The sequence below is a fragment of the Angustibacter speluncae genome (assembly GCF_054777815.1).
Genome location: NZ_BAAHAF010000187.1, coordinates 19,415 through 37,128, shown reverse-complemented (window position 1 = coordinate 37,128; position 17,714 = coordinate 19,415). Strand labels below are relative to the sequence as shown.

The window sequence follows — 17,714 nt, the reverse complement described above, 5'->3', positions numbered from 1 at the left end:
GGTCAGCAGGCGCCCTGGTCGGACCAGACGTCGGCCGAGCCGGGGGTCTCGCCGAGCGTCCACCAGCGGGCCCGCCAGAGGTGTCCGCCGTGGCTCGCGGTGTCGCCGCCGACGTAGGTGGTGCCGGCGGACCACGGGTCGGTGCCGTCGCAGCCCGAGGGCTCCTCGGTCGGGGGCGTGGTGGGGGGCGTGGTGGGCGGCGTCGTGGGCGGGGTCGTGGGGCCGCCGCCACCGGGCAGCGAGCCGAGGTGGCCGCCGACGGTGCTCGCGAAGTCGTAGCCGTTGGAGGCGTCCCAGTTGATCGACCAGGTCATGGCGCCGCGGATCGTCGGGTACCGCGCCGCGGGGGTGTAGCTGCCGCAGCGCTGGCCGGTGGCGAGGCAGTCGAGGGCCTGGTTGACGACCTCGGGGTCGACGTACCCGCTGCCCGCGCCCGACGGCGACGCCGGCAGTCCGAGACCGACCTGGTCGGGCCGCAGGTGGCCGTCGAGCAGGATGTCGGCGAGCGCGGTCTGGAAGTCGACCGTGCCCTGCGAGTACACCCGGCCGTCGCGGCCGAGCATGCTGCCGGAGTTGTAGTACTGGGTGTTGACGACGGTGATCAGCTCGCTGACCTCGTCGATGAGCGCGAGGTAGGAGCCACCGGGCTGCACGTAGATCGTCTCCGGCGCCATGGTGAGGACGAAGTCGTCGCCGGCCCGGCCGGCGAGGTCGCGCAGCGCGGACGACATGTGCACCAGGTTCGGGGCGTTCTCGAGGTCGATGTCGACGCCGTCGAAGCCGAACTCCTGCATCAGCGCCCAGGTCGAGTCGGCGAACGCCTGGCCGGCCGCCGCGTCGTCGAGGTGGACGGTGCCGTTCTGGCCGCCGACCGAGACGACCACCTGGCGACCCTGGGCCTTGAGCGCGGCGACGTCGGCCTTGAACGCGGCCTCGTCGTACCCGCCGAGCCGGCTCGACAGGGTCGGGTCGAGGTGGAAGTCGATGGCGCCCGGCGTCCCGGGCACCGAGTCGGCGAAGGCCACCGCGACGATCCCGTACGCGTCGGGCACGTCCGCGAGCCGCAGGTTCGTGGCGCCGTTGTCGAAGTTCTGCCAGTAGCCGGTGAGCACGTGGGTCCGCACGTCGGCGGCCTGCGCGGGAGCGCTGGTCGCCGTCACGAGGCCGGCGAGCGACGCGAGCGAGAGCGCGAGGGCGATGCCGGCGGCGCGCAGGGCGCGGTGCGGCAGGTGCAGGACCCGCTCCAGGGCGGGCGAGGGGGTGTCGACGAGCACGGGATCCTCCAGAGCGTCAGCGGTCCGAGGTGGGCGCACCGATTTGTTCATCTACCTAACAAACCGTTGGCGCAGGACGCTACACCCGGAACGTCCGGTTTCGGAAGGGTCTGTCCCGTGGCGCCGTCGTGGATCAGGCGTGGCCGGGCGGCAGCAGCTCGCGGACGGCGGCGATCGTGTCGGCCTCGTCCGGGGCCTTGTCGTCGCGGTACCGCACCAGCCGGGCGAACCGCAGCGCGGCGCCACCGGGGTAGCGCGGGGAGCGCTGGGCGCCGTCGAGCGCGATCTCGACGACGAACCGCGGCCGCAGCCAGACGGTCGCCTTCGTCCGCCGCTCCTCGGCCTGCGGCAGGGTCTCGGTCTGCCAGCGCAGCGTCTCGTCCGTCATGCCCTTGAAGGTCTTGCCGACCATGACGAAACCGCCTGCGTCGGTGTAGGTCCCGTCCGGGTCGCGCGCGCCGAGGTGCAGGTTCGACAGCCAGCCCTGCCGGCGTCCGTGGCCCCACTCGGCGGCCAGCACGACCAGGTCGAGCGTGCGCACCGGCTTCACCTTCTGCCAGGCGCTGCCGCGCCGACCGGCCGCGTACGGGGCGCCCAGGGCCTTGACCATCACGCCCTCCTGGCCGGCGTCGGCCGCGGCCAGCGCGAACGCCTCGCCCTCGTCGGCGTCGCCGGTGACGATCCACCGCACCCGGTACTCCCCCGCGACCCGTTCGAGCTCGGCGAGCCGGACGTGCAGCGGCTCGTCGAGCAGGTCGCGGCCGTCGACGTGCAGCAGGTCGAAGAAGTAGGGCCGCACCACGGCCTCGCGCGGGGCGTCGGCGCCGAAGCGGCTCATCGTGTCGGCGAACGCCCGCGGCCGGCCGTCGTCGGTGAGCACCATCGACTCGCCGTCGAGCACCAGCCGCGTCGCCGGCAGCGCCCGGACGGCCTCGACCACCTCGGGCAGCCGCGACGTGACCTCGCGCAACGACCGGGTGAAGACGCGCACGGCGTCGCCGTCGCGGTGCACCTGGATGCGCGCGCCGTCGAGCTTCTCGTCGACGTACACCTGCTCGGACCCGGCGAACGCCTTGTCGCTCCACGCCTCCGCGACCGACTTCGCGCTCGCCGCCAGCATCGGGCGGACGGGGCGCAGCACCTCGAGCCGCACCGCCTCGAGCCCCGCCACGCCCTCGTCGCGGGCGAGCACGACGGCGCGGGCCAGCGACCCGGTGAGCATCCAGGCCCGGCGCAGCGTCTCGGACGGCACCTCGAACGCGACCGCGGCCGCCTCGGCCAGCGCCGCGTCGAGCGCCCCCTGGCGCATCTCGCCCATCAGCACGCCGGACAGGAACCAGCGCTCGTCGGCGTCACCACGCCGCAGCAGCGTGGTGAGCACCTCGCGCTTGGCGGTCGGGCCGGACGCGTCGCGGACGGCGTCGAGCGCGGCGTCGACGTCGGCGACCTCGAGCGGCTCGCCCTCCCGGTCGGGCAGCGCGTCGAGCACGCCCGAGAGCGTGGCCCACCCGACGCCCACGCGTCCCTGCGCCGGGGAGGCCGTGAGCAACCCCACCGCGACCGGCAGCGCGTCGCCCCCGAGCCGGCGCAGCAGCGCCGAGAGCAGCTCGGTCTTGCGCAGGCGCGAGCGCGTCGCGGCCACCGCCGCCGAGGTGTCGACCAGCTCCCGCACCAGCACGGCGCCAGTCTGCCCGTGCCCACCGACGGTCGCCCGCCCTCCGGTTCACCCGTCGTCGACGAAAGATCGGGCGCTGGACCCCTCCCAGGGGGTCCGGATCCGTGCTCTTTCGAGATGGTGCGCTCAGAGGCGGGTGGCGGCGTCCATCCAGGCGCGGGCGACGTCACCGAAGGGCTCGGCGTCGGCAGCCACCCGGTCGTGGACCCAGCGGCACGACTCCTGGGCCAGCTCGACGACCTGGGGCGGGTAGCCGAACGCGACCCGGTGCTCGGCGAACTCGTCCTCGTCGTCGACGAACACCCGTCCTCCGACCATCCGCACGACGTCGAGGTCGAGGTCGGCGGCGGTGACGAGCTGCGGGGTCTCCCACACCGGCACCGTCGTCATGTCGACGTACACCTCGGCCCGCTCGGGGTCGCCGGTCACGTTGAACGCGGCGACGAAACCCTGGTCGCGCGGGACGAGCAGCGCCCAGGGGAACGGCAGGTCGACCGACAGGTCAGGGCGCGAGACCACCTGGCCCGCAGGCGATCCCAGCCAGTGCCCGTGCTCGTCCTCACCGAGGGGCAGCGCCCACATCACCCAGTGCGGGCGCCCGTCGTACTTGCGGAACCGGACCTCGACCGCGTCGTCGGGACGGGCGGGCTCACGCACGCCGCTGGCGCGCGATCTCGTACAGCGCCACGCCGGCGGCGACGCCGGCGTTGAGCGACTCGGTCGCCGCGTCCATCGGGATGGAGACGATCTGGTCGCACGACTCGCGGACGAGGCGCGACAGGCCCTTGCCCTCCGACCCGACGACGAGCACGACCGGCTCCGTGGCGAGCGACAGCCCGGGCAGCTCGACGTCGCCGTCGGCGTCGAGCCCGAGGACGAAGCAGCCGGCCTGCTTCAGCGACGTGATCGTGCGGTTCAGGTTCGTCACCTGCGCCACCCGCACCCGCGAGGCCGCGCCGGCGGAGGTCTTCCAGGCCGAGGCGGTCATGCCCGCGGCTCGGCGCTCGGCGATCACGACGCCGTGGCCGCCGAACGCGGCGGTCGAGCGGACGACGGCGCCGAGGTTGCGCGGGTCGGTCACGTTGTCGAGCACCACGAGCAGCGGCGCCTGGCCGCGCTCGTCGGCCGCCGCGAGCAGGTCGTCGACCTCGGCGTAGGCGTACGGCGGCACCTGCAGCACCAGCCCCTGGTGCACGGCGCCGTCGGTGAGCCGGTCGAGGTCGGCGCGCGAGGCCTCCAGCAGCGGGAGCCCCTGGTCGCCCGCCGCCTTCAGCGCCTCCTTGACCCGCTCGTCGGAGTCGATGCGCGAGGCCACGTACAGCGTCGACGCCGGGATGCCGGCCCGCAGCGCCTCGACCACGGAGTTGCGTCCGGCCACGTACTCGGAGCCGCCGCGGCCCGCGTTGCGGCGCGACCCGCCCTGCGGACGCCCTGTGCCGGAACGCTTCTCGGCGAGCTTCTTCTTCTTGTGCGCCGGGTGGTACTCGCGGTCCTCCGCCTTCGGCGTGGGGCCCTTGCCCTCGAGGCCGCGCTTGATGCGCCCGCCGGAGCCCGCCGTGGGCTTGCTGGTGCGGCGCACGGCGCCACGTCGCTGGGAGTTGCCGGGCATCAGGAACCGTCCTCGGTGTCGGAGAGGCGCCAGGAGGTGCCGTCGGGTCCGTCGACGAGCACCACGCCGGCGGCGGCGAGCCGGTCGCGGACGGCGTCCGCGCTGGCCCAGTCCTTGCTGGAGCGCGCCTGCGCGCGCTCGTCGATCTGCACGCGGACGAGCGCGTCGAGCGCCTTCACCCAGCGCTCGTCGGCGCGGTTGCCGCTCACCCACGGCTCCTCGTGCGGGTTGATGCCCAGCACCGAGGTCATGCTGCTGACCGCACCGAACGCCGCGGCCACGGCGTCCGCGTCGCGGGCGTCGAGGGCGGCGTTGCCCTCGCGGACGGTGTCGTGGACGACGGCCAGCGCGGCGGAGACGTTGAGGTCGTCGTCCATCGCGTCGTCGAAGGCCTTCGGGCGGCCCGCCGGGTAGGCGATCGCACCCGTGTCCCCCGCCATCCACTGCGACGCCCGGGTCAGGAAGCCCTCGATCCGGGCCATCGCGGTGGCGGCCTCGGCGAGCGACCCCTCGTGGAACTCGATGTTCGAGCGGTAGTGCGCCGAGCCGAGGTAGTAGCGCAGGTTGAGCGGGCGCACCCGCTCCAGGATCGAGGTGACCAGCAGCGAGTTGCCGAGCGACTTGCTCATCTTCTCGCCGCCGGTGGTGACCCAGCCGTTGTGCAGCCAGTAGCGGGCGAACCCGTACCCGGCCGCCTGCGACTGCGCCTGCTCGTTCTCGTGGTGGGGGAAGCGCAGGTCGATGCCGCCGCCGTGGACGTCGAACTCCTCGCCCAGGTAGCGCCGGATCATCGCCGAGCACTCCAGGTGCCACCCGGGCCGCCCGACGCCGTACGGCGTCGGCCAGGAGGCGGTCTCGGGCTCGTCCGGCTTCACCGACTTCCACAGCGCGAAGTCGCGCGGGTCGCGCTTGCCGCGCGGGTCGGCGTCCTCGGCCGGTGCCATGTCGTCGAGCCGCTGGTGCGTGAGCGACCCGTAGCGCTCCCAGGAGCGCACGTCGAAGTAGACGTCGCTCGACCCGTCCTCGGCCCGGTAGGCGTGGCCCCGCTCGACCAGCCGGTCGATGAGGGCGACCATCTCGGTGACGTGGCCGGTGGCGCGCGGCTCGTACGTCGGCCGCCGGAGCCCGACGGCGTCGTAGGCCGCGGTGAAGGCGCGCTCGTGCTGCAGCGCCCAGGCCCACCACGCCACGCCGGCGTCGCGGCTCTTCGCCAGGATCTTGTCGTCGACGTCGGTGACGTTGCGGACGAAGGTGACGTCGTACCCGTGGCCCGCCTCGAGCCAGCGCCACAGCTGGTCGAAGGCGACGGCCGAGCGCAGGTGCCCGATGTGGGGGTCGGACTGGACGGTGGCGCCGCACAGGTACAGACCCACCCGGCCCTCGACCAGCGGGACGAAGTCCCGCACGGCGGCGGTGGCGGTGTCGTACAGGCGCAGGCTCACCGCCCCAGGTTATCGGGGCGACACCCCCCGCCCGGACGGACGGGAACGCCCGCCTCGGCCATGGCGTTGTGCGATCAGGGCCGTCCCAGGGTCGTCCCCGATGCCGCGGCGCGGCAGCGCGCACGTAGCGTCGACGCCACGGTCCGGCACGCCGGCCGGTACGCACCACCACCACCCGAGGACGGAACCGTGAGCCAGCAGACCCCGACCGCCGCTCCCGCGCCGGGCGCCGACCCGGCCGCGTCGGCGGTGCCCGCCGCCCGGGCCGTCGACCTCGAGCGCGTCTACGGCCGCGGCGACACCGTGGTGAAGGCGCTCGACGGCGTCACGGTCTCGTTCCCCGCCGGCGGGTTCACCGCGATCATGGGCCCCTCCGGCTCGGGCAAGTCGACCCTCATGCACTGCCTCGCCGGACTCGACCGCGCCACGGCCGGCCACGTCCTCATCGGCGACACCGACCTGGGCACCCTGAACGACAAGGCCATGACGCGGCTGCGCCGCGACCGCCTCGGCTTCGTGTTCCAGTCCTTCAACCTGGTGCCCACCCTCACCGCGATCGAGAACATCACGCTGCCGCTCGACATCGCCGGGCGGCGCCCGGACCAGGAGTGGCTCGACCAGGTGATCGACACGCTCGGTCTGCGCGACCGCCTGCGGCACAGGCCGTCCGAGCTGTCCGGAGGTCAGCAGCAACGCGTCGCGTGCGCGCGCGCCCTCGCCAGCCGTCCCGACGTGATCTTCGGCGACGAGCCCACCGGCAACCTCGACTCGCGCTCCAGCGGCGAGGTGCTGTCGATCCTGCGCCGCAGCGTCGACGAGATGGGGCAGACCGTCGTCATCGTCACGCACGACCCGCGCGCCGCCTCCACGGCCGACCGCGTCGTGTTCCTCGCCGACGGCCGCATCGCGGGTGAGATGGCCGACCCCACGCCCGAGTCGGTGCTCGACGCGATGAAGTCGATGGACCGGTAGGTCGACGTGTCCGCCATGCGCAAGGTCGCGATGCGCGGCCTGGCCGCCCACAAGGTGCGGTTCAGCCTCACGGTCCTGTCCGTGGTGCTCGGGACGGCGTTCATCGCCGCCTCGTTCGTCTTCACCCAGATGCTGGGCCGCAGCTTCGACGACATCGTCGAGCTCACCACCGCCGGCGTCGCCGTGCAGGTGCAGCCGACCGACGAGCTCGGTGCCGGCGTCCCGCTCGCCCTCGTCGACGAGCTGCGCGACGTCGACGGCGTCCGCGCCGTCGAGCCGACGACGCAGGGCCCGGTCACCCTGGTGGGGGCGGACGGCGAGGCGGTCAGCAGCGGCGGTGCGCCGTCGCTCGGCTACGGCTTCGTCATCGGCGACGACGCGGTGAGCACGAACGGCCGCATCGGCGACGGGCGCGCGCCGGAGCGGGACGGCGAGATCGTGCTGAACGACACGGCGGCGGAGAACGCCGGCCTGGCGGTGGGTGACACCACCACCGTCGTGCCCGCGAGCGGCGAACCGTTCGAGGTCGAGGTCGTCGGGCTGTTCGAGCAGGACGGCGGCGGTGTCGGCGGCTTCATCGGCATCGGGTTCACGCCCGAGCAGGCGGTCGCCCTGTTCACCGACGGCACGAACGCCTCGGACCTGCTGGTCGCGGCCGACGACGGCGTCGACGAGCAGACCCTGCGCGACCGCGTCGCCGCCGCACTGCCCGACGGCCTGCAGGCCCGCACCGGCGAGGAGCTGCGCGAGGAGAGCCGCACCCAGTTCCAGACCGCGCTGACGTTCATCAACTCGTTCCTCACCGCGTTCGGCCTGATCGCGCTGCTGGTGGGGTCGTTCATCATCGCCAACACCTTCTCGATGGTCGTCGCGCAGCGGGCGCGCGAGATGGCGCTGCTGCGCGCGGTCGGCGCCGGCCGCGGGCAGGTGACGCGGTCGGTGGTCGTCGAGGCCTTCGTCGTCGGCGTCGCCGGGTCGGCGGTCGGGCTCGCCGCGGGCTTCGGGCTGGCGAAGGTGCTGACGGTGGTCCTGTCGGCGGTGGGGTCCGGCATCCCGGTCAGCGGGCAGAGCCTGACGGCGTCGAGCGTCGCGGTGACGATGGTGGTCGGCGTGACGATCACCGTCCTCGCCGCGCTCGTCCCCGCCCGGCGCGCCGGGGCCGTGGCGCCGGTCGAGGCGATGCGCGGCGAGTTCGCCTCGCCGTCCGACCGCAACGGGGCGCGCATCACCCTCGGCCTCCTCGCGCTCGCCGTCGGCGCGTTCGCCACCTGGGTGGGCGTCGCCACGTCGAGCCAGATCTGGCTCGGCGCAGGCTTCCTCGGTGTCGGCACGGCCGTCGTCGTCCTGTCGCCGCTCGTCGCGCCGGTCGTGTTCCGGCTGATCGCCCCGCTGCTCGCGCGGCCCTTCGGCTCGATCGGCCGGATGGCGCACGGCAACGCGGCGCGCAACCCGCGGCGGACGGCCGCGACCGCCCTCGCGCTCGCGCTCGGCCTGACGCTGGTCACGGTGTTCTCCATCGTCGGGGCGTCGGCCAAGGCCAGCCTCGAGCGGCTCGCGAGCGCCGGCGCGACGTGGGACTACGTCCTCAGCGGCCCCTCCGGCGGCCCCTCCGGCGGCCCCGACGGCGGGGCGGTACCGCGGGGCGCGGTCGGCGACGTGGCCGCCGTCGACGGCGTCGAGGAGGCCGTGGCGCTCACCCTGGTGCCCGCGGTCGCCGACGGGGAGCCGTCGTTCGGCTTCGCGGCGACCCAGGGCCTCGACCGCGCCATCGAGCTCGACCTCGTCGACGGGACGCAGTCCCTCGCGCCGGGGACCGTGCTGCTCAACCGCGAGGACGCCGCCGGCCGCGGCGTCGGCGACACCTTCACCGTCGCGGTGCCCGGACGCGCCGAGCTCGACCTCACCGTCGGCGGCGTCTACGAGAGCGACCTGCTGTCGGGCTGGCTGGTCGACCAGAGCACCGCCGACGAGCTCCTGCCGGCGCAGCAGCAGCAGGTCTTCCAGGTGTTCGTCGTGGCCGACGACGGCGCCGACCTGGGCGCGCTGCGCTCCGACCTCGAGGACGTCCTCCAGCCCTACGTCACCGTCACCGTCAGCGACGTCGGCCAGTTCACCGACTCCCTGTCGTCGCAGGTCGACATCCTGCTGGGCATCCTCTACGGCCTGCTCGCCCTCGCCGTCGTCATCTCGGTCCTCGGCATCGTCAACACCCTCGGCCTGTCGGTCGTCGAGCGGCGTCGGGAGATCGGCATGCTGCGGGCGGTCGGCATGCAGCGACGGCAGGTGCGCACCGCGATCTACGTGGAGTCGGTGCTGATCTCGGTCTACGGCGCGGTGCTCGGGCTCGTCGTCGGGCTGGTGTTCGGCTACCTGTTCGCGCGCAGCCTGGCCGAGGACGGCCTCGACATCACCGTCATCCCGTGGGGCCAGGCGCTTGCCTTCCTGGTGGTGGCCGCGGTGGTCGGCGTCCTGGCCGCGCTCTGGCCCGGGCACCGGGCCGCGCGCACGCGCCCGCTGGAGGCGATCGCGTCCGAGTGAGCCCTGCGGCCGCGGTGGCCTCGGGATAGGTTCGGGTCACCCGCTCCCCGAGGACCACCGGAGGTCACCCGTGCCGCAGACCGTCCAGGGCGTCGTCGCCCGCAGCAAGGGCGCACCCGTCGAGCTCACCGAGGTCGTCGTGCCCGACCCGGGGCCCGGCGAGGCGGTCGTGCAGGTGCAGGCGTGCGGCGTGTGCCACACCGACCTGCACTACCGCGAGGGCGGCATCAACGACGACTTCCCGTTCCTGCTGGGCCACGAGGCGGCGGGGGTCGTCGAGGCCGTCGGCGAGGGCGTGACCGACGTGGCCCCCGGCGACTTCGTGGTGCTGAACTGGCGCGCCGTCTGCGGGTCGTGCCGGGCGTGCCTCAAGGGCAAGCCCTGGTACTGCTTCGCCACCCACAACGCGACGCAGAGGATGACGCTGGCCGACGGCACCGAGCTGTCGCCCGCGCTCGGCATCGGGGCGTTCGTCGAGAAGACGCTCGTGCACAGCGGCCAGTGCACCAAGGTCGATCCGTCGGCCTCCGCGGCGGCCGTCGGCCTGCTCGGGTGCGGCGTGATGGCCGGGTTCGGTGCCGCGGTGAACACCGGCGGCGTCACCCGCGGCGACTCGGTGGCCGTCATCGGCTGCGGCGGCGTGGGCAACGCGGCGATCGCCGGAGCCCGGGTGGCCGGTGCGACGACCGTGATCGCGGTCGACGTCGACGACCGCAAGCTGGAGTGGGCCAAGGGGTTCGGCGCCACGCACACGGTGAACTCGCGCTCGGTCGACGCCGTCGAGGCGGTGAAGGAGCTCACCGGCGGCTTCGGTGCCGACGTCGTCGTCGAGGCGGTCGGACGTCCGGAGACCTACGAGCAGGCCTTCTACATGCGCGACCTCGCCGGCACCGTCGTGCTGGTGGGGGTGCCGACCCCCGACATGAGGATCGAGCTGCCGATGATCGAGGTGTTCGGTCGCGGCGGGGCGCTGAAGTCGTCCTGGTACGGCGACTGCCTGCCCTCGCGCGACTTCCCGATGCTGGTCGACCTCTACCGGCAGGGACGCTTCGACCTCGACGCGTTCGTCTCCGAGACGATCGGCCTGGGCGACGTCGAGGCGGCGTTCGAGAAGATGCACCAGGGCGAGGTCCTGCGCTCGGTGGTCGTGCTGTGACCGTGCGCATCGACCGGGTCGTGACGTCCGGCACCTTCTCGCTCGACGGCGGCACCTGGGACGTCGACAACAACGTCTGGGTCGTCGGTGACGACACCGAGTGCGTGGTGGTCGACGCCGCCCACGACGCCGACGCCGTGCTCGAGGCGGTCGGCGACCGCAGGCTGCTCGCGGTGCTCAGCACCCACGCCCACGACGACCACGTCGACGCCGCGCCCGAGGTCTCCGAGCGCACGGGCGCACCGGTGCTGCTGCACCCCGACGACCACGTGCTGTGGGAGATGAAGCACCCGGGCACCTCCCCCGGCGGCGACCTCGCGCACGGCGACGTCGTGCGCGTGGCGGGCACCGAGCTGCACGTGCTGCACACGCCGGGGCACGCGCCCGGCGCGTGCTGCTTCTACGCGCCGGCGCTCGGAGTCGTGTTCACGGGCGACACCCTGTTCCAGGGCGGCCCGGGCGCGACGGGGCGCTCGTACAGCGACTTCCCGACGATCGTCGACTCGATCCGCGACCGGCTGCTGGTGCTGCCCGCCGAGACGCGGGTGCTCACCGGGCACGGTGACGAGACGACGATCGGCGACGAGGCGCCGCACCTGCAGGAGTGGGTCGACCGGGGCCACTGAGGCCTCACCCCAGCGGGTCGGCGAGCTCCCAGCCGTGGGCGAGGAGCTCGTCGACCGCGCCGACCGCCTGCGCCAGCCGCTGCTCGTGCGTCCCGCGCACCTCGAGCCACGGCGCGGGCTGGGCGCCGAGCACCTCGCGGAAGCGCTCGTGCATGCCGTGCCGCAGGTGCTCGCCGTCGCGCAGACCGTCCTGGACGAACGGGATCTCGTCGCCGGTCAGCAGGTAGAGGTCGGGCACCCGGGTCTTCGCGAGCGCCTCCACCGAGGGCGACGACGACCCGACGTAGCGCTCGTGCCAGACCGTCGTCGCGAGCACGTCGGTGTCGCAGACGACGAGCGGACGCGGTGCGGTGCGGGCCGCGTCGTCCTCGCGCCGCGCCTGGGTGGTCGCCACCAGGTCGAACTCCGCCGTGTGCCAGGGCGCCTCGAAGCCGCCGGGCCGCACCTCGCTCCACTCGCGACCGAACTCGGCGACCCACGACGTCGCGTAGTGCTCGGCCAGGGCGAGCGACAGCGTGGTCGTCCCGGTCGACTCGGCGCCGGAGACGACGACGCGCCGCGCGAACCACTCGCGGACGGACGGCGGCAGCGCCCACCAGTGGCCGGCGACGTCGGCGCGGACGGCCGTCCCGGAGACCGGGGTGGTCGCGCGGCCGGGGTCGACCTGCACCCAGGTCGCACCGAGCCTGCGCGCCAGCTCCGCCCCGTACGCGTCCGAGGTGAAGGCGGCGTCGACCGGCGCGTCGAGCAGCCCCTCGATCACCGGCATGTGGGCGTCCCACGCTGCCGGGGAGTCGAAGTCGACCTCGGCCTCGTCCATCGCCGCGACGACGTGCACGTCCGGGTGCTCGGCGCGCACCCATCCGGCGCGCACCTCGAGCGGGATCGACTCCACCTGCGACGCGAGCACCTCGACGGTGACCCGCTCGCACCGCGCCGCCGCGGCGCGGACGAGGGCCTGGTGGCCGGCGTGCAGCGGGTAGAACTTGCCGAGCACCAGGCCGTGCCGGAACTCCTTGTGGCGCAGGCCGTTCACGGCCTGGCCGTCGCCAGCGCCTCGGCGGCCGACCCGTCGACCGGACGCGCGCCGTCGAGCGAACGCCGCCACTCGCGCCGGCCCTGGACGCACAGCGCGATGAACAGCAGGTAGAGCACCGCGGTGAGGTAGAGGCCCTTGTACGCGTAGAGGCCGACGTAGAGCACGTCGACGCTGATCCACACGCCCCAGCTGCCGATCCACTTGCGGTTGAGCATCAGCTGCGCGGTGAGCGACATCGCGGTGGTCGAGGCGTCCGCGACCGCGACGGTCGAGTCGGTCCAGGTGGTCAGCACCCAGGTGAGGACGGCCGCCGCCGCGACGCAGCCGAGGGCCAGCAGCGGCCAGGCGGCGCGCGGCGTGCGCCGCACCGCCAGCTCGCCCCGTGCCGGCCCGCCGCGCAGCCACCAGTACCAGCCCAGCACGCCCAGGCCGATGTAGACGACCTGCAGCCCGGCGTCGGCGTACAGCCCCGCCTGCACGAACAGCACGATGAAGAAGACGTTGTTGGCGATGCCGACAGGGAAGTTCCAGACCTGCTGCCGCACCACGAGCCACACGCACAGCGCCCCCGTGACGAAACCCGCCACCTCGGTCCAGCTCATCGTCCAGCCGCTCACGCCGCCTCCCCCGTGCTGCTGCTCATGCGCCCATCCCAGCGCAGTCGCGGCATTGTTGTCAACTCCACCAAATAGGTGGTCAGCGCCTGCCCCCGAGCCGTCCGGCGGCGACCCCTGCCCAGCTGACCAGGCAGCCCACCAGCAGCGCGGCCCCGGTGACGAGCAGCGCGACGACGGTGACCGACGGCAGCGGGCCGACCGGCGGCAGGAACGCGGTCAGGGCGTTGCCGAGCAGCGCCAGCATCACGCAGCCGAACCACACGGTCGCGACCCACGACGAGCGCACGACACGCCACAGCACCACCCGCAGCTGCCCGCCCAGCGGGGCCAGGGTGCGACGCGTCCACCACGCCAGCGCCGCGGCGGCGACGAGGCCGACCACGAGCCGCCCCGGGTAGGAGTCGAGCCCGGTCGCGATCCGGAGCACGAACCAGCACCCCCAGGCGCCGAGGTGCGTGCGCTGCAGCCACCGCAGCACCAGGTGGATGAGGTTGCGGCGGGCGACCTCGACGGTCGGGTCGGCGCGCAGCGTCGACGAGAAGCTGTCGGCGGCGCCGGCGTACGACCCCTGCTGCAGCCGCACCACACCGAGGTCGTGCCGGGCGTCGACGTGCTCGGGGTCGAGCCGCAGCGCCTCGAGCAGCGCCCGCTCCGCCACGTCGAACCGCTTCCAGGACAACGCGACCGAGCCCATCATGGCGTGCGTGTCGGCATCGAGCGGCGCGAGCTCGCAGGCCCGTGAGGCGGCCTGCCAGGCGATCTGCCGCCGGTCGGGCATCCGGTCGGCCACCGCAGCCACGGTCAGGTGCGACCCGTGCCACGACGGGGCGATCCGCGTCGTCTCGATCGCGGCGGCCAGGGCGTCGTCGTACCGCCCGAGCTCGGCGAGCGCGCTCGCCCGCACGGCGTGCGCCTGCAGGTCGTGCGGTGCGCGGGCCGCGACCTGGTCGGCGTCGCGCAGCGCGGCGTGCGGGTCGCCGAGCCGCAGGTGCGCCCGGCCGGCGAGCAGCTGGGCGCCGTCGTCGAACGGGTCGGACGCGAGCACCCGGTGGGCCGCCTCCAGCGCCTCGCGGTAGCGCCCCGACGACAGCAGCATCTCGCCCCGGTCGACGCTCACAGGAGCTTGTGCTTCTTCATCCAGGTGCGCAGGTCGGCGTAGGTGCCGTCGTTGTCGGCGAACATCACCACGTTGCGGGCGGTGTCGAACCAGCCGCGGGTCGAGGGGCGCACCTGCCCGACCGCCCACTCCAGGTCGGCCATGCCGATCAGCCGCGCCCGTCCCGTCCGCACGCCGTCGAGCAGCGCGCGCTCGGCGGCCGACTCGCAGACGTGCGCCAGGTCGGCGCCGGAGTAGCCGTCGGTGCGCTTGGCGATCCTGCGCACGTCGATGCCCTCGACCGGCCGCTCCTTGAGGTGGTGCCGCACGATCGCCTCGCGCGCCTCCTGGTCGGGCGGCAGCACGAGCAGCGTGCGGTCGAGCCGGCCCGGACGCCGCAGCGCGGGGTCGACGTCCCACGGCTGGTTCGTCGCGGCCAGGACGAAGACGCCCTCGTTGTCCTGCCCGACGCCGTCGAGCTCGGTGAGCAGCTGGTTGACGGTCGTGCGCATCGCGGACGAGCGGGTCTGGGACCGCTTCTGCCCCAGCGCGTCGATCTCGTCGAGGAACAGCACCACGGGGGCGCTGCGGCGCGCGAGCATGAACAGCTCGTGCAGGTTGCGCTCGCTCGTCCCGATCCACATGTCGAGCACGTCGTTCATGCCGACCGAGATGAACTTCGCGCCCATCTCCCCGGCCACGGCCCGGGCCACGTAGGTCTTGCCGCACCCGGGCGGGCCGTAGAGCAGCAGCCCGCCGCGCAGCGACTTGCCGTACAGCCGGCGCAGCTCGGGGTTGCGCAGCGGCGCCAGGAACGCGGCCTCGAGCCGGTCCTTGACCTCCTGCAGCCCACCGACGTCGGCGAGGCCGATGCCGACCTTCTCGACGTCCCAGGCCCCCTGCTCGGGCTCGGGTGCGCCCTCGTCGTCGACGAACATCGGCGCCGCGACGTCGCCCACCTGCTGCTCGGCGGCGCCCCAGTCGAACCCGTGCGGTCCCGGCGGCGCGTCGGGGTCGTCCGGCACCTCCGCGGGAGGCGGGGTGGGAGGGGTCGTCGTCGGCGGGGGCGGCGGGGGCGGCGCGTCCGGGGTGAGGGCGCGGGTCATCAGCTCGCGCGCCTGGGCGCTCGTGGGGTCGCGCTGCAGCGCCGTCGCGCACTCCGCGACCGCCTCGTCGGCCCGGCCCGCGTCGAGCAGCGACTGCGCCAGGTGCAGCCGCAGCGTCGTGTCGTCCGGCACCGCCGTCAGCGCCCGCCGCAGCGCCTCGATCACCCCGTCGTCCATCCCCCCATCCTCCCAGTCCCGACCGCAGCGCGTGCCACAACACCACAGGGGTCGCACAACGGTCCGGACGGTTGTGCGACGCGTCGCGTGTTGTGCAAGCGGGCGGATCGCGTCGTCCACAGGGGTGCTCGCTCGGAGGGCGCCGTCCACAGGTCGGGCTGCGGCAGTGGCGCGCCACCTCCGGTCGGCCCGAGGCTGACGCCGTGACCGGCCCGGAGGTGCTGCACCGCGAGCGGCTGCTCGCACTCGGCTACGACGACAACGAGCTGCGGCGTCTGCTGCGCTCGGGTGCGCTCGTCCGGGTCGGACGCGGGTCGTACGCGCGGGCGGCCGGCGTCGCCGATCCGGCCGCGCTGGTCCTCGCCCGGGCCAGGTCCGCGCTCCGGCGGCTGGACGAACCGGCCGTGCTGAGCCACACGACCGCGGCGACTGTGCTCGGGCTGCCGACGTGGGGGCCAGCCCCCGCCCGCGTCCAGGTCACCCGCGACGCGAGCAGCGGTGGACGGCGCACGTCGTCGACCCACGTCCGCACCGCTCCCCTGGCGGCGCACGAGGTGACGTCTGTCGCCGGCCTCCTGGTGACGAGCCCGGCCCGCACGGTCGTCGACGTCGCGCGGCTGCTCGGCGAGGAGCCGGGCGTCGTCACGGCCGACGCTGCTCTGCGTACCGGGGTGGTGTCGCGCGAGGAGCTCGAGACGGCGCTCGAGCGCGCCCGCGGGTGGCCGGGCATCGCGCGCGCCCGGCGGGCCGTCCGGTTCGCGGACCCGCTCTCGGAGAGCGTCGGCGAGTCGCGCAGCCGGGTGGCGATCGCGCGGGTGGGGCTGCCTGCCCCGCGGTTGCAGCGCGTCGTCCGCACGGGCGGCGGCGTGGTGGTCGGACGCGTCGACTTCCTCTGGGAGGACCACCGCACGATCGGCGAGTTCGACGGCCTGGTGAAGTACCGCCGTGTCGTCGACGACGACGACCCCGGCGACGTGGTCACGGCCGAGAAGCTGCGCGAGGACGCCCTGCGCACCGAGGGGTACGAGGTGGTCCGCTGGATCTGGTCCGAGCTGGACCGCTTCCCGGTGGTGCGCGGACGGATCGCGCGCGCCTTCGCCCGTGCCGATCGAGGAAGGTGACCGCTCGCACAACGCGCGACGCGTCGCACAACCGTCCGGACGGTTGTGCCGGGACGCGGGCGTTGTGCGGGCGTCAGCCGAGGGGGACGACGAGGGCGGTGGCGATCGCGGCGAGACCGTCGCCGCGGCCGGTGAGGCCGAGGCCGTCGGTGGTGGTGCCGCTGACCGACACCGGCGCACCGCACGCGGCCGACAGGGCGTCCTGCGCCTCGGCGCGGCGGGTGCCGATCTTGGGGCGGTTGCCGACGACCTGCACGGCGACGTTGCCGACCTCGAAGCCGGCGGCCCGCACCAGGCGTGCGGCCTCGCCGAGGAGCGCGACCCCCGAGGCGGCGGCCCACTCCGGTCGCGAGGTGCCGAAGTGCGCGCCGAGGTCGCCGATCCCGGCGGCGGAGAACAGGGCGTCGCAGCAGGCGTGCGCGGCGACGTCGGCGTCGGAGTGGCCGTCGAGGCCGGGCTCGCCCGGCCACAGCAGTCCGGCCACCCACAGCTCGCGGGCCGAGCCCGCCGGCGCGAACGCGTGCACGTCGACGCCGACGCCGGTGCGCGGCAGGGCGCTCACGGTGCGCCCACCGCCCCGGCCTCCGCACGGGCGCGCAGCACGGCCTCGGCCAGCAGCAGGTCGAGCGGCCGGGTCACCTTGAAGGCCTCCGGGTGCCCCGCCACCACGTGCACGGGGACGCCGAGCGCCTCGACCAGCCCGGCGTCGTCGGTGGCGTCGGCCCCGGACGCCTCGGCGTGCGCCCGCTCCAGGTCGTCGCGGGCGAAGCCCTGCGGGGTCTGGACGGCGACCACGCCGCGGCGGTCGACGGGACCGCGCTCGAGGTCGCGCAGGGTGTCGGCGACGGGCAGCCCCGGCACCACGGCCCGCTGCCCGCTGCGCAGCGCGGCGACCACCCGCCGCACCACCTCGACCGGGACGAGCGCGCGGGCGGCGTCGTGCACCAGCACGGTGCGCACCTGCGGCGGCAGCGCCGCGAGCTCGGCGGCCACCGACCCCTGCCGGGTGGCGCCGCCCGCGACCACGGCGACGTCGTCGCCGACCGGGCAGCCGTCGACCAGCCCGGCCGGCACGACGGCGACCAGGTGCGGCACCCCGGCCGCACGGAGCGCGTCGAGCGAGCGCACCAGCAGCGTCCGGCCCGCCACCTCGACGAACGCCTTCGGGACCGACTCGCCGAGCCGCTCGCCGCGACCGGCCGCCACCACGACGGCCCCCACCGCGGTGCTCACACCGCCCCCGGACGCACCACCGCCCCGCACGCT

General features: G+C 74.6%; 16 protein-coding genes. 5 read left to right on the top strand and 11 right to left on the bottom strand.

Features of this window, described 5'->3' with window-relative positions:
- Positions 1-2 precede the first annotated feature (2 nt).
- The 5 genes from ACYVKY_RS20540 to cysS all read right to left on the bottom strand — a co-directional run bounded on the left by ACYVKY_RS20540 (position 3) and on the right by cysS (position 6,000).
- Positions 3-1,274: a glycosyl hydrolase family 18 protein gene (locus tag ACYVKY_RS20540; RefSeq protein WP_460436842.1), complete on the bottom strand. Its 1,272-nt coding sequence runs from the start codon at positions 1,272-1,274 to the stop codon at positions 3-5.
- Positions 1,275-1,407: 133 nt separating this feature from the next.
- Positions 1,408-2,952 (bottom strand): ATP-dependent DNA ligase, encoded by a 1,545-nt coding sequence (locus ACYVKY_RS20535; RefSeq protein ID WP_460436841.1) that lies wholly within the window; start codon positions 2,950-2,952, stop codon positions 1,408-1,410.
- Positions 2,953-3,075: 123 nt separating this feature from the next.
- Positions 3,076-3,606 (bottom strand): DUF402 domain-containing protein, encoded by a 531-nt coding sequence (locus ACYVKY_RS20530; RefSeq protein ID WP_460436840.1) that lies wholly within the window; start codon positions 3,604-3,606, stop codon positions 3,076-3,078.
- Positions 3,599-4,558: a TrmH family RNA methyltransferase gene (rlmB, locus tag ACYVKY_RS20525; RefSeq protein WP_460436839.1), complete on the bottom strand. Its 960-nt coding sequence runs from the start codon at positions 4,556-4,558 to the stop codon at positions 3,599-3,601. The genes ACYVKY_RS20530 and rlmB overlap by 8 nt, the downstream gene beginning before the upstream one ends.
- Entirely contained in the window at positions 4,558-6,000 is a 1,443-nt protein-coding gene (gene cysS, locus ACYVKY_RS20520; protein ID WP_460436838.1) for a cysteine--tRNA ligase, read from the bottom strand. The genes rlmB and cysS overlap by 1 nt, the downstream gene beginning before the upstream one ends.
- 189 nt (positions 6,001-6,189) lie before the next feature.
- Between cysS and ACYVKY_RS20515 the strand changes: the two genes are divergently transcribed.
- The 4 genes from ACYVKY_RS20515 (at position 6,190) to ACYVKY_RS20500 (ending at position 11,292) form a co-directional block, all read left to right on the top strand.
- The gene (locus ACYVKY_RS20515; protein WP_460436837.1) at positions 6,190-6,972 is read left to right on the top strand and encodes an ABC transporter ATP-binding protein; all 783 of its coding nucleotides are present in this window, start codon (positions 6,190-6,192) and stop codon (positions 6,970-6,972) included.
- A gap of 15 nt (positions 6,973-6,987) precedes the next feature.
- Positions 6,988-9,510 (top strand): ABC transporter permease, encoded by a 2,523-nt coding sequence (locus ACYVKY_RS20510; protein ID WP_460436836.1) that lies wholly within the window; start codon positions 6,988-6,990, stop codon positions 9,508-9,510.
- 70 nt (positions 9,511-9,580) lie between these two features.
- A complete protein-coding gene (locus tag ACYVKY_RS20505; RefSeq protein ID WP_460436835.1) occupies positions 9,581-10,666 on the top strand; it encodes an S-(hydroxymethyl)mycothiol dehydrogenase in 1,086 nt (361 codons plus the stop codon).
- Positions 10,663-11,292, top strand: coding sequence for an MBL fold metallo-hydrolase (locus ACYVKY_RS20500; RefSeq protein ID WP_460436834.1), 630 nt, complete (start codon positions 10,663-10,665; stop codon positions 11,290-11,292). The genes ACYVKY_RS20505 and ACYVKY_RS20500 overlap by 4 nt, the downstream gene beginning before the upstream one ends.
- 4 nt (positions 11,293-11,296) lie before the next feature.
- Here ACYVKY_RS20500 and ACYVKY_RS20495 read toward each other — a convergent pair whose 3' ends face one another.
- The 4 genes from ACYVKY_RS20495 to ACYVKY_RS20480 form a co-directional block, all read right to left on the bottom strand.
- Positions 11,297-12,319 (bottom strand): AAA family ATPase, encoded by a 1,023-nt coding sequence (locus ACYVKY_RS20495; protein WP_460436860.1) that lies wholly within the window; start codon positions 12,317-12,319, stop codon positions 11,297-11,299.
- A gap of 5 nt (positions 12,320-12,324) precedes the next feature.
- Positions 12,325-12,948 (bottom strand): nicotinamide mononucleotide transporter family protein, encoded by a 624-nt coding sequence (gene pnuC, locus ACYVKY_RS20490; protein ID WP_460436833.1) that lies wholly within the window; start codon positions 12,946-12,948, stop codon positions 12,325-12,327.
- A gap of 79 nt (positions 12,949-13,027) precedes the next feature.
- Positions 13,028-14,065: a tetratricopeptide repeat protein gene (locus ACYVKY_RS20485; protein WP_460436832.1), complete on the bottom strand. Its 1,038-nt coding sequence runs from the start codon at positions 14,063-14,065 to the stop codon at positions 13,028-13,030.
- Complete coding sequence (locus ACYVKY_RS20480; RefSeq protein WP_460436831.1) at positions 14,062-15,327, bottom strand: ATP-binding protein; 1,266 nt, start codon at positions 15,325-15,327, stop codon at positions 14,062-14,064. Before ACYVKY_RS20480 ends, ACYVKY_RS20485 begins: the two co-directional genes overlap by 4 nt.
- A 203-nt stretch (positions 15,328-15,530) precedes the next feature.
- On the opposite strand from ACYVKY_RS20480, the gene ACYVKY_RS20475 reads away from it, so the two are divergent.
- Positions 15,531-16,448, top strand: coding sequence for a type IV toxin-antitoxin system AbiEi family antitoxin domain-containing protein (locus ACYVKY_RS20475; RefSeq protein ID WP_460436830.1), 918 nt, complete (start codon positions 15,531-15,533; stop codon positions 16,446-16,448).
- A 73-nt stretch (positions 16,449-16,521) separates the two neighbouring features.
- On the opposite strand, the gene ispF is transcribed toward ACYVKY_RS20475, so the two are convergent.
- Both ispF and ispD read right to left on the bottom strand, forming a co-directional pair.
- On the bottom strand, positions 16,522-17,010 hold the full coding sequence (gene ispF, locus ACYVKY_RS20470) for a 2-C-methyl-D-erythritol 2,4-cyclodiphosphate synthase (protein ID WP_460436829.1): 489 nt from the start codon (positions 17,008-17,010) through the stop codon (positions 16,522-16,524).
- A complete protein-coding gene (ispD, locus tag ACYVKY_RS20465; protein ID WP_460436828.1) occupies positions 17,007-17,681 on the bottom strand; it encodes an IspD/TarI family cytidylyltransferase in 675 nt (224 codons plus the stop codon). Before ispD ends, ispF begins: the two co-directional genes overlap by 4 nt.
- Positions 17,682-17,714: the final 33 nt, after the last annotated feature.

What these genes read in the sequence shown, in the direction of transcription:
- ACYVKY_RS20510 (WP_460436836.1), top strand. Translation starts at nt 6,988, where the DNA reads ATGCGCAAGGTCGCGATGCGCGGCCTGGCCGCCCACAAGGTGCGGTTC.
- ACYVKY_RS20480 (WP_460436831.1), bottom strand. Translation starts at nt 15,327, where the DNA reads ATGGACGACGGGGTGATCGAGGCGCTGCGGCGGGCGCTGACGGCGGTG.
- rlmB (WP_460436839.1), bottom strand. Translation starts at nt 4,558, where the DNA reads ATGCCCGGCAACTCCCAGCGACGTGGCGCCGTGCGCCGCACCAGCAAG.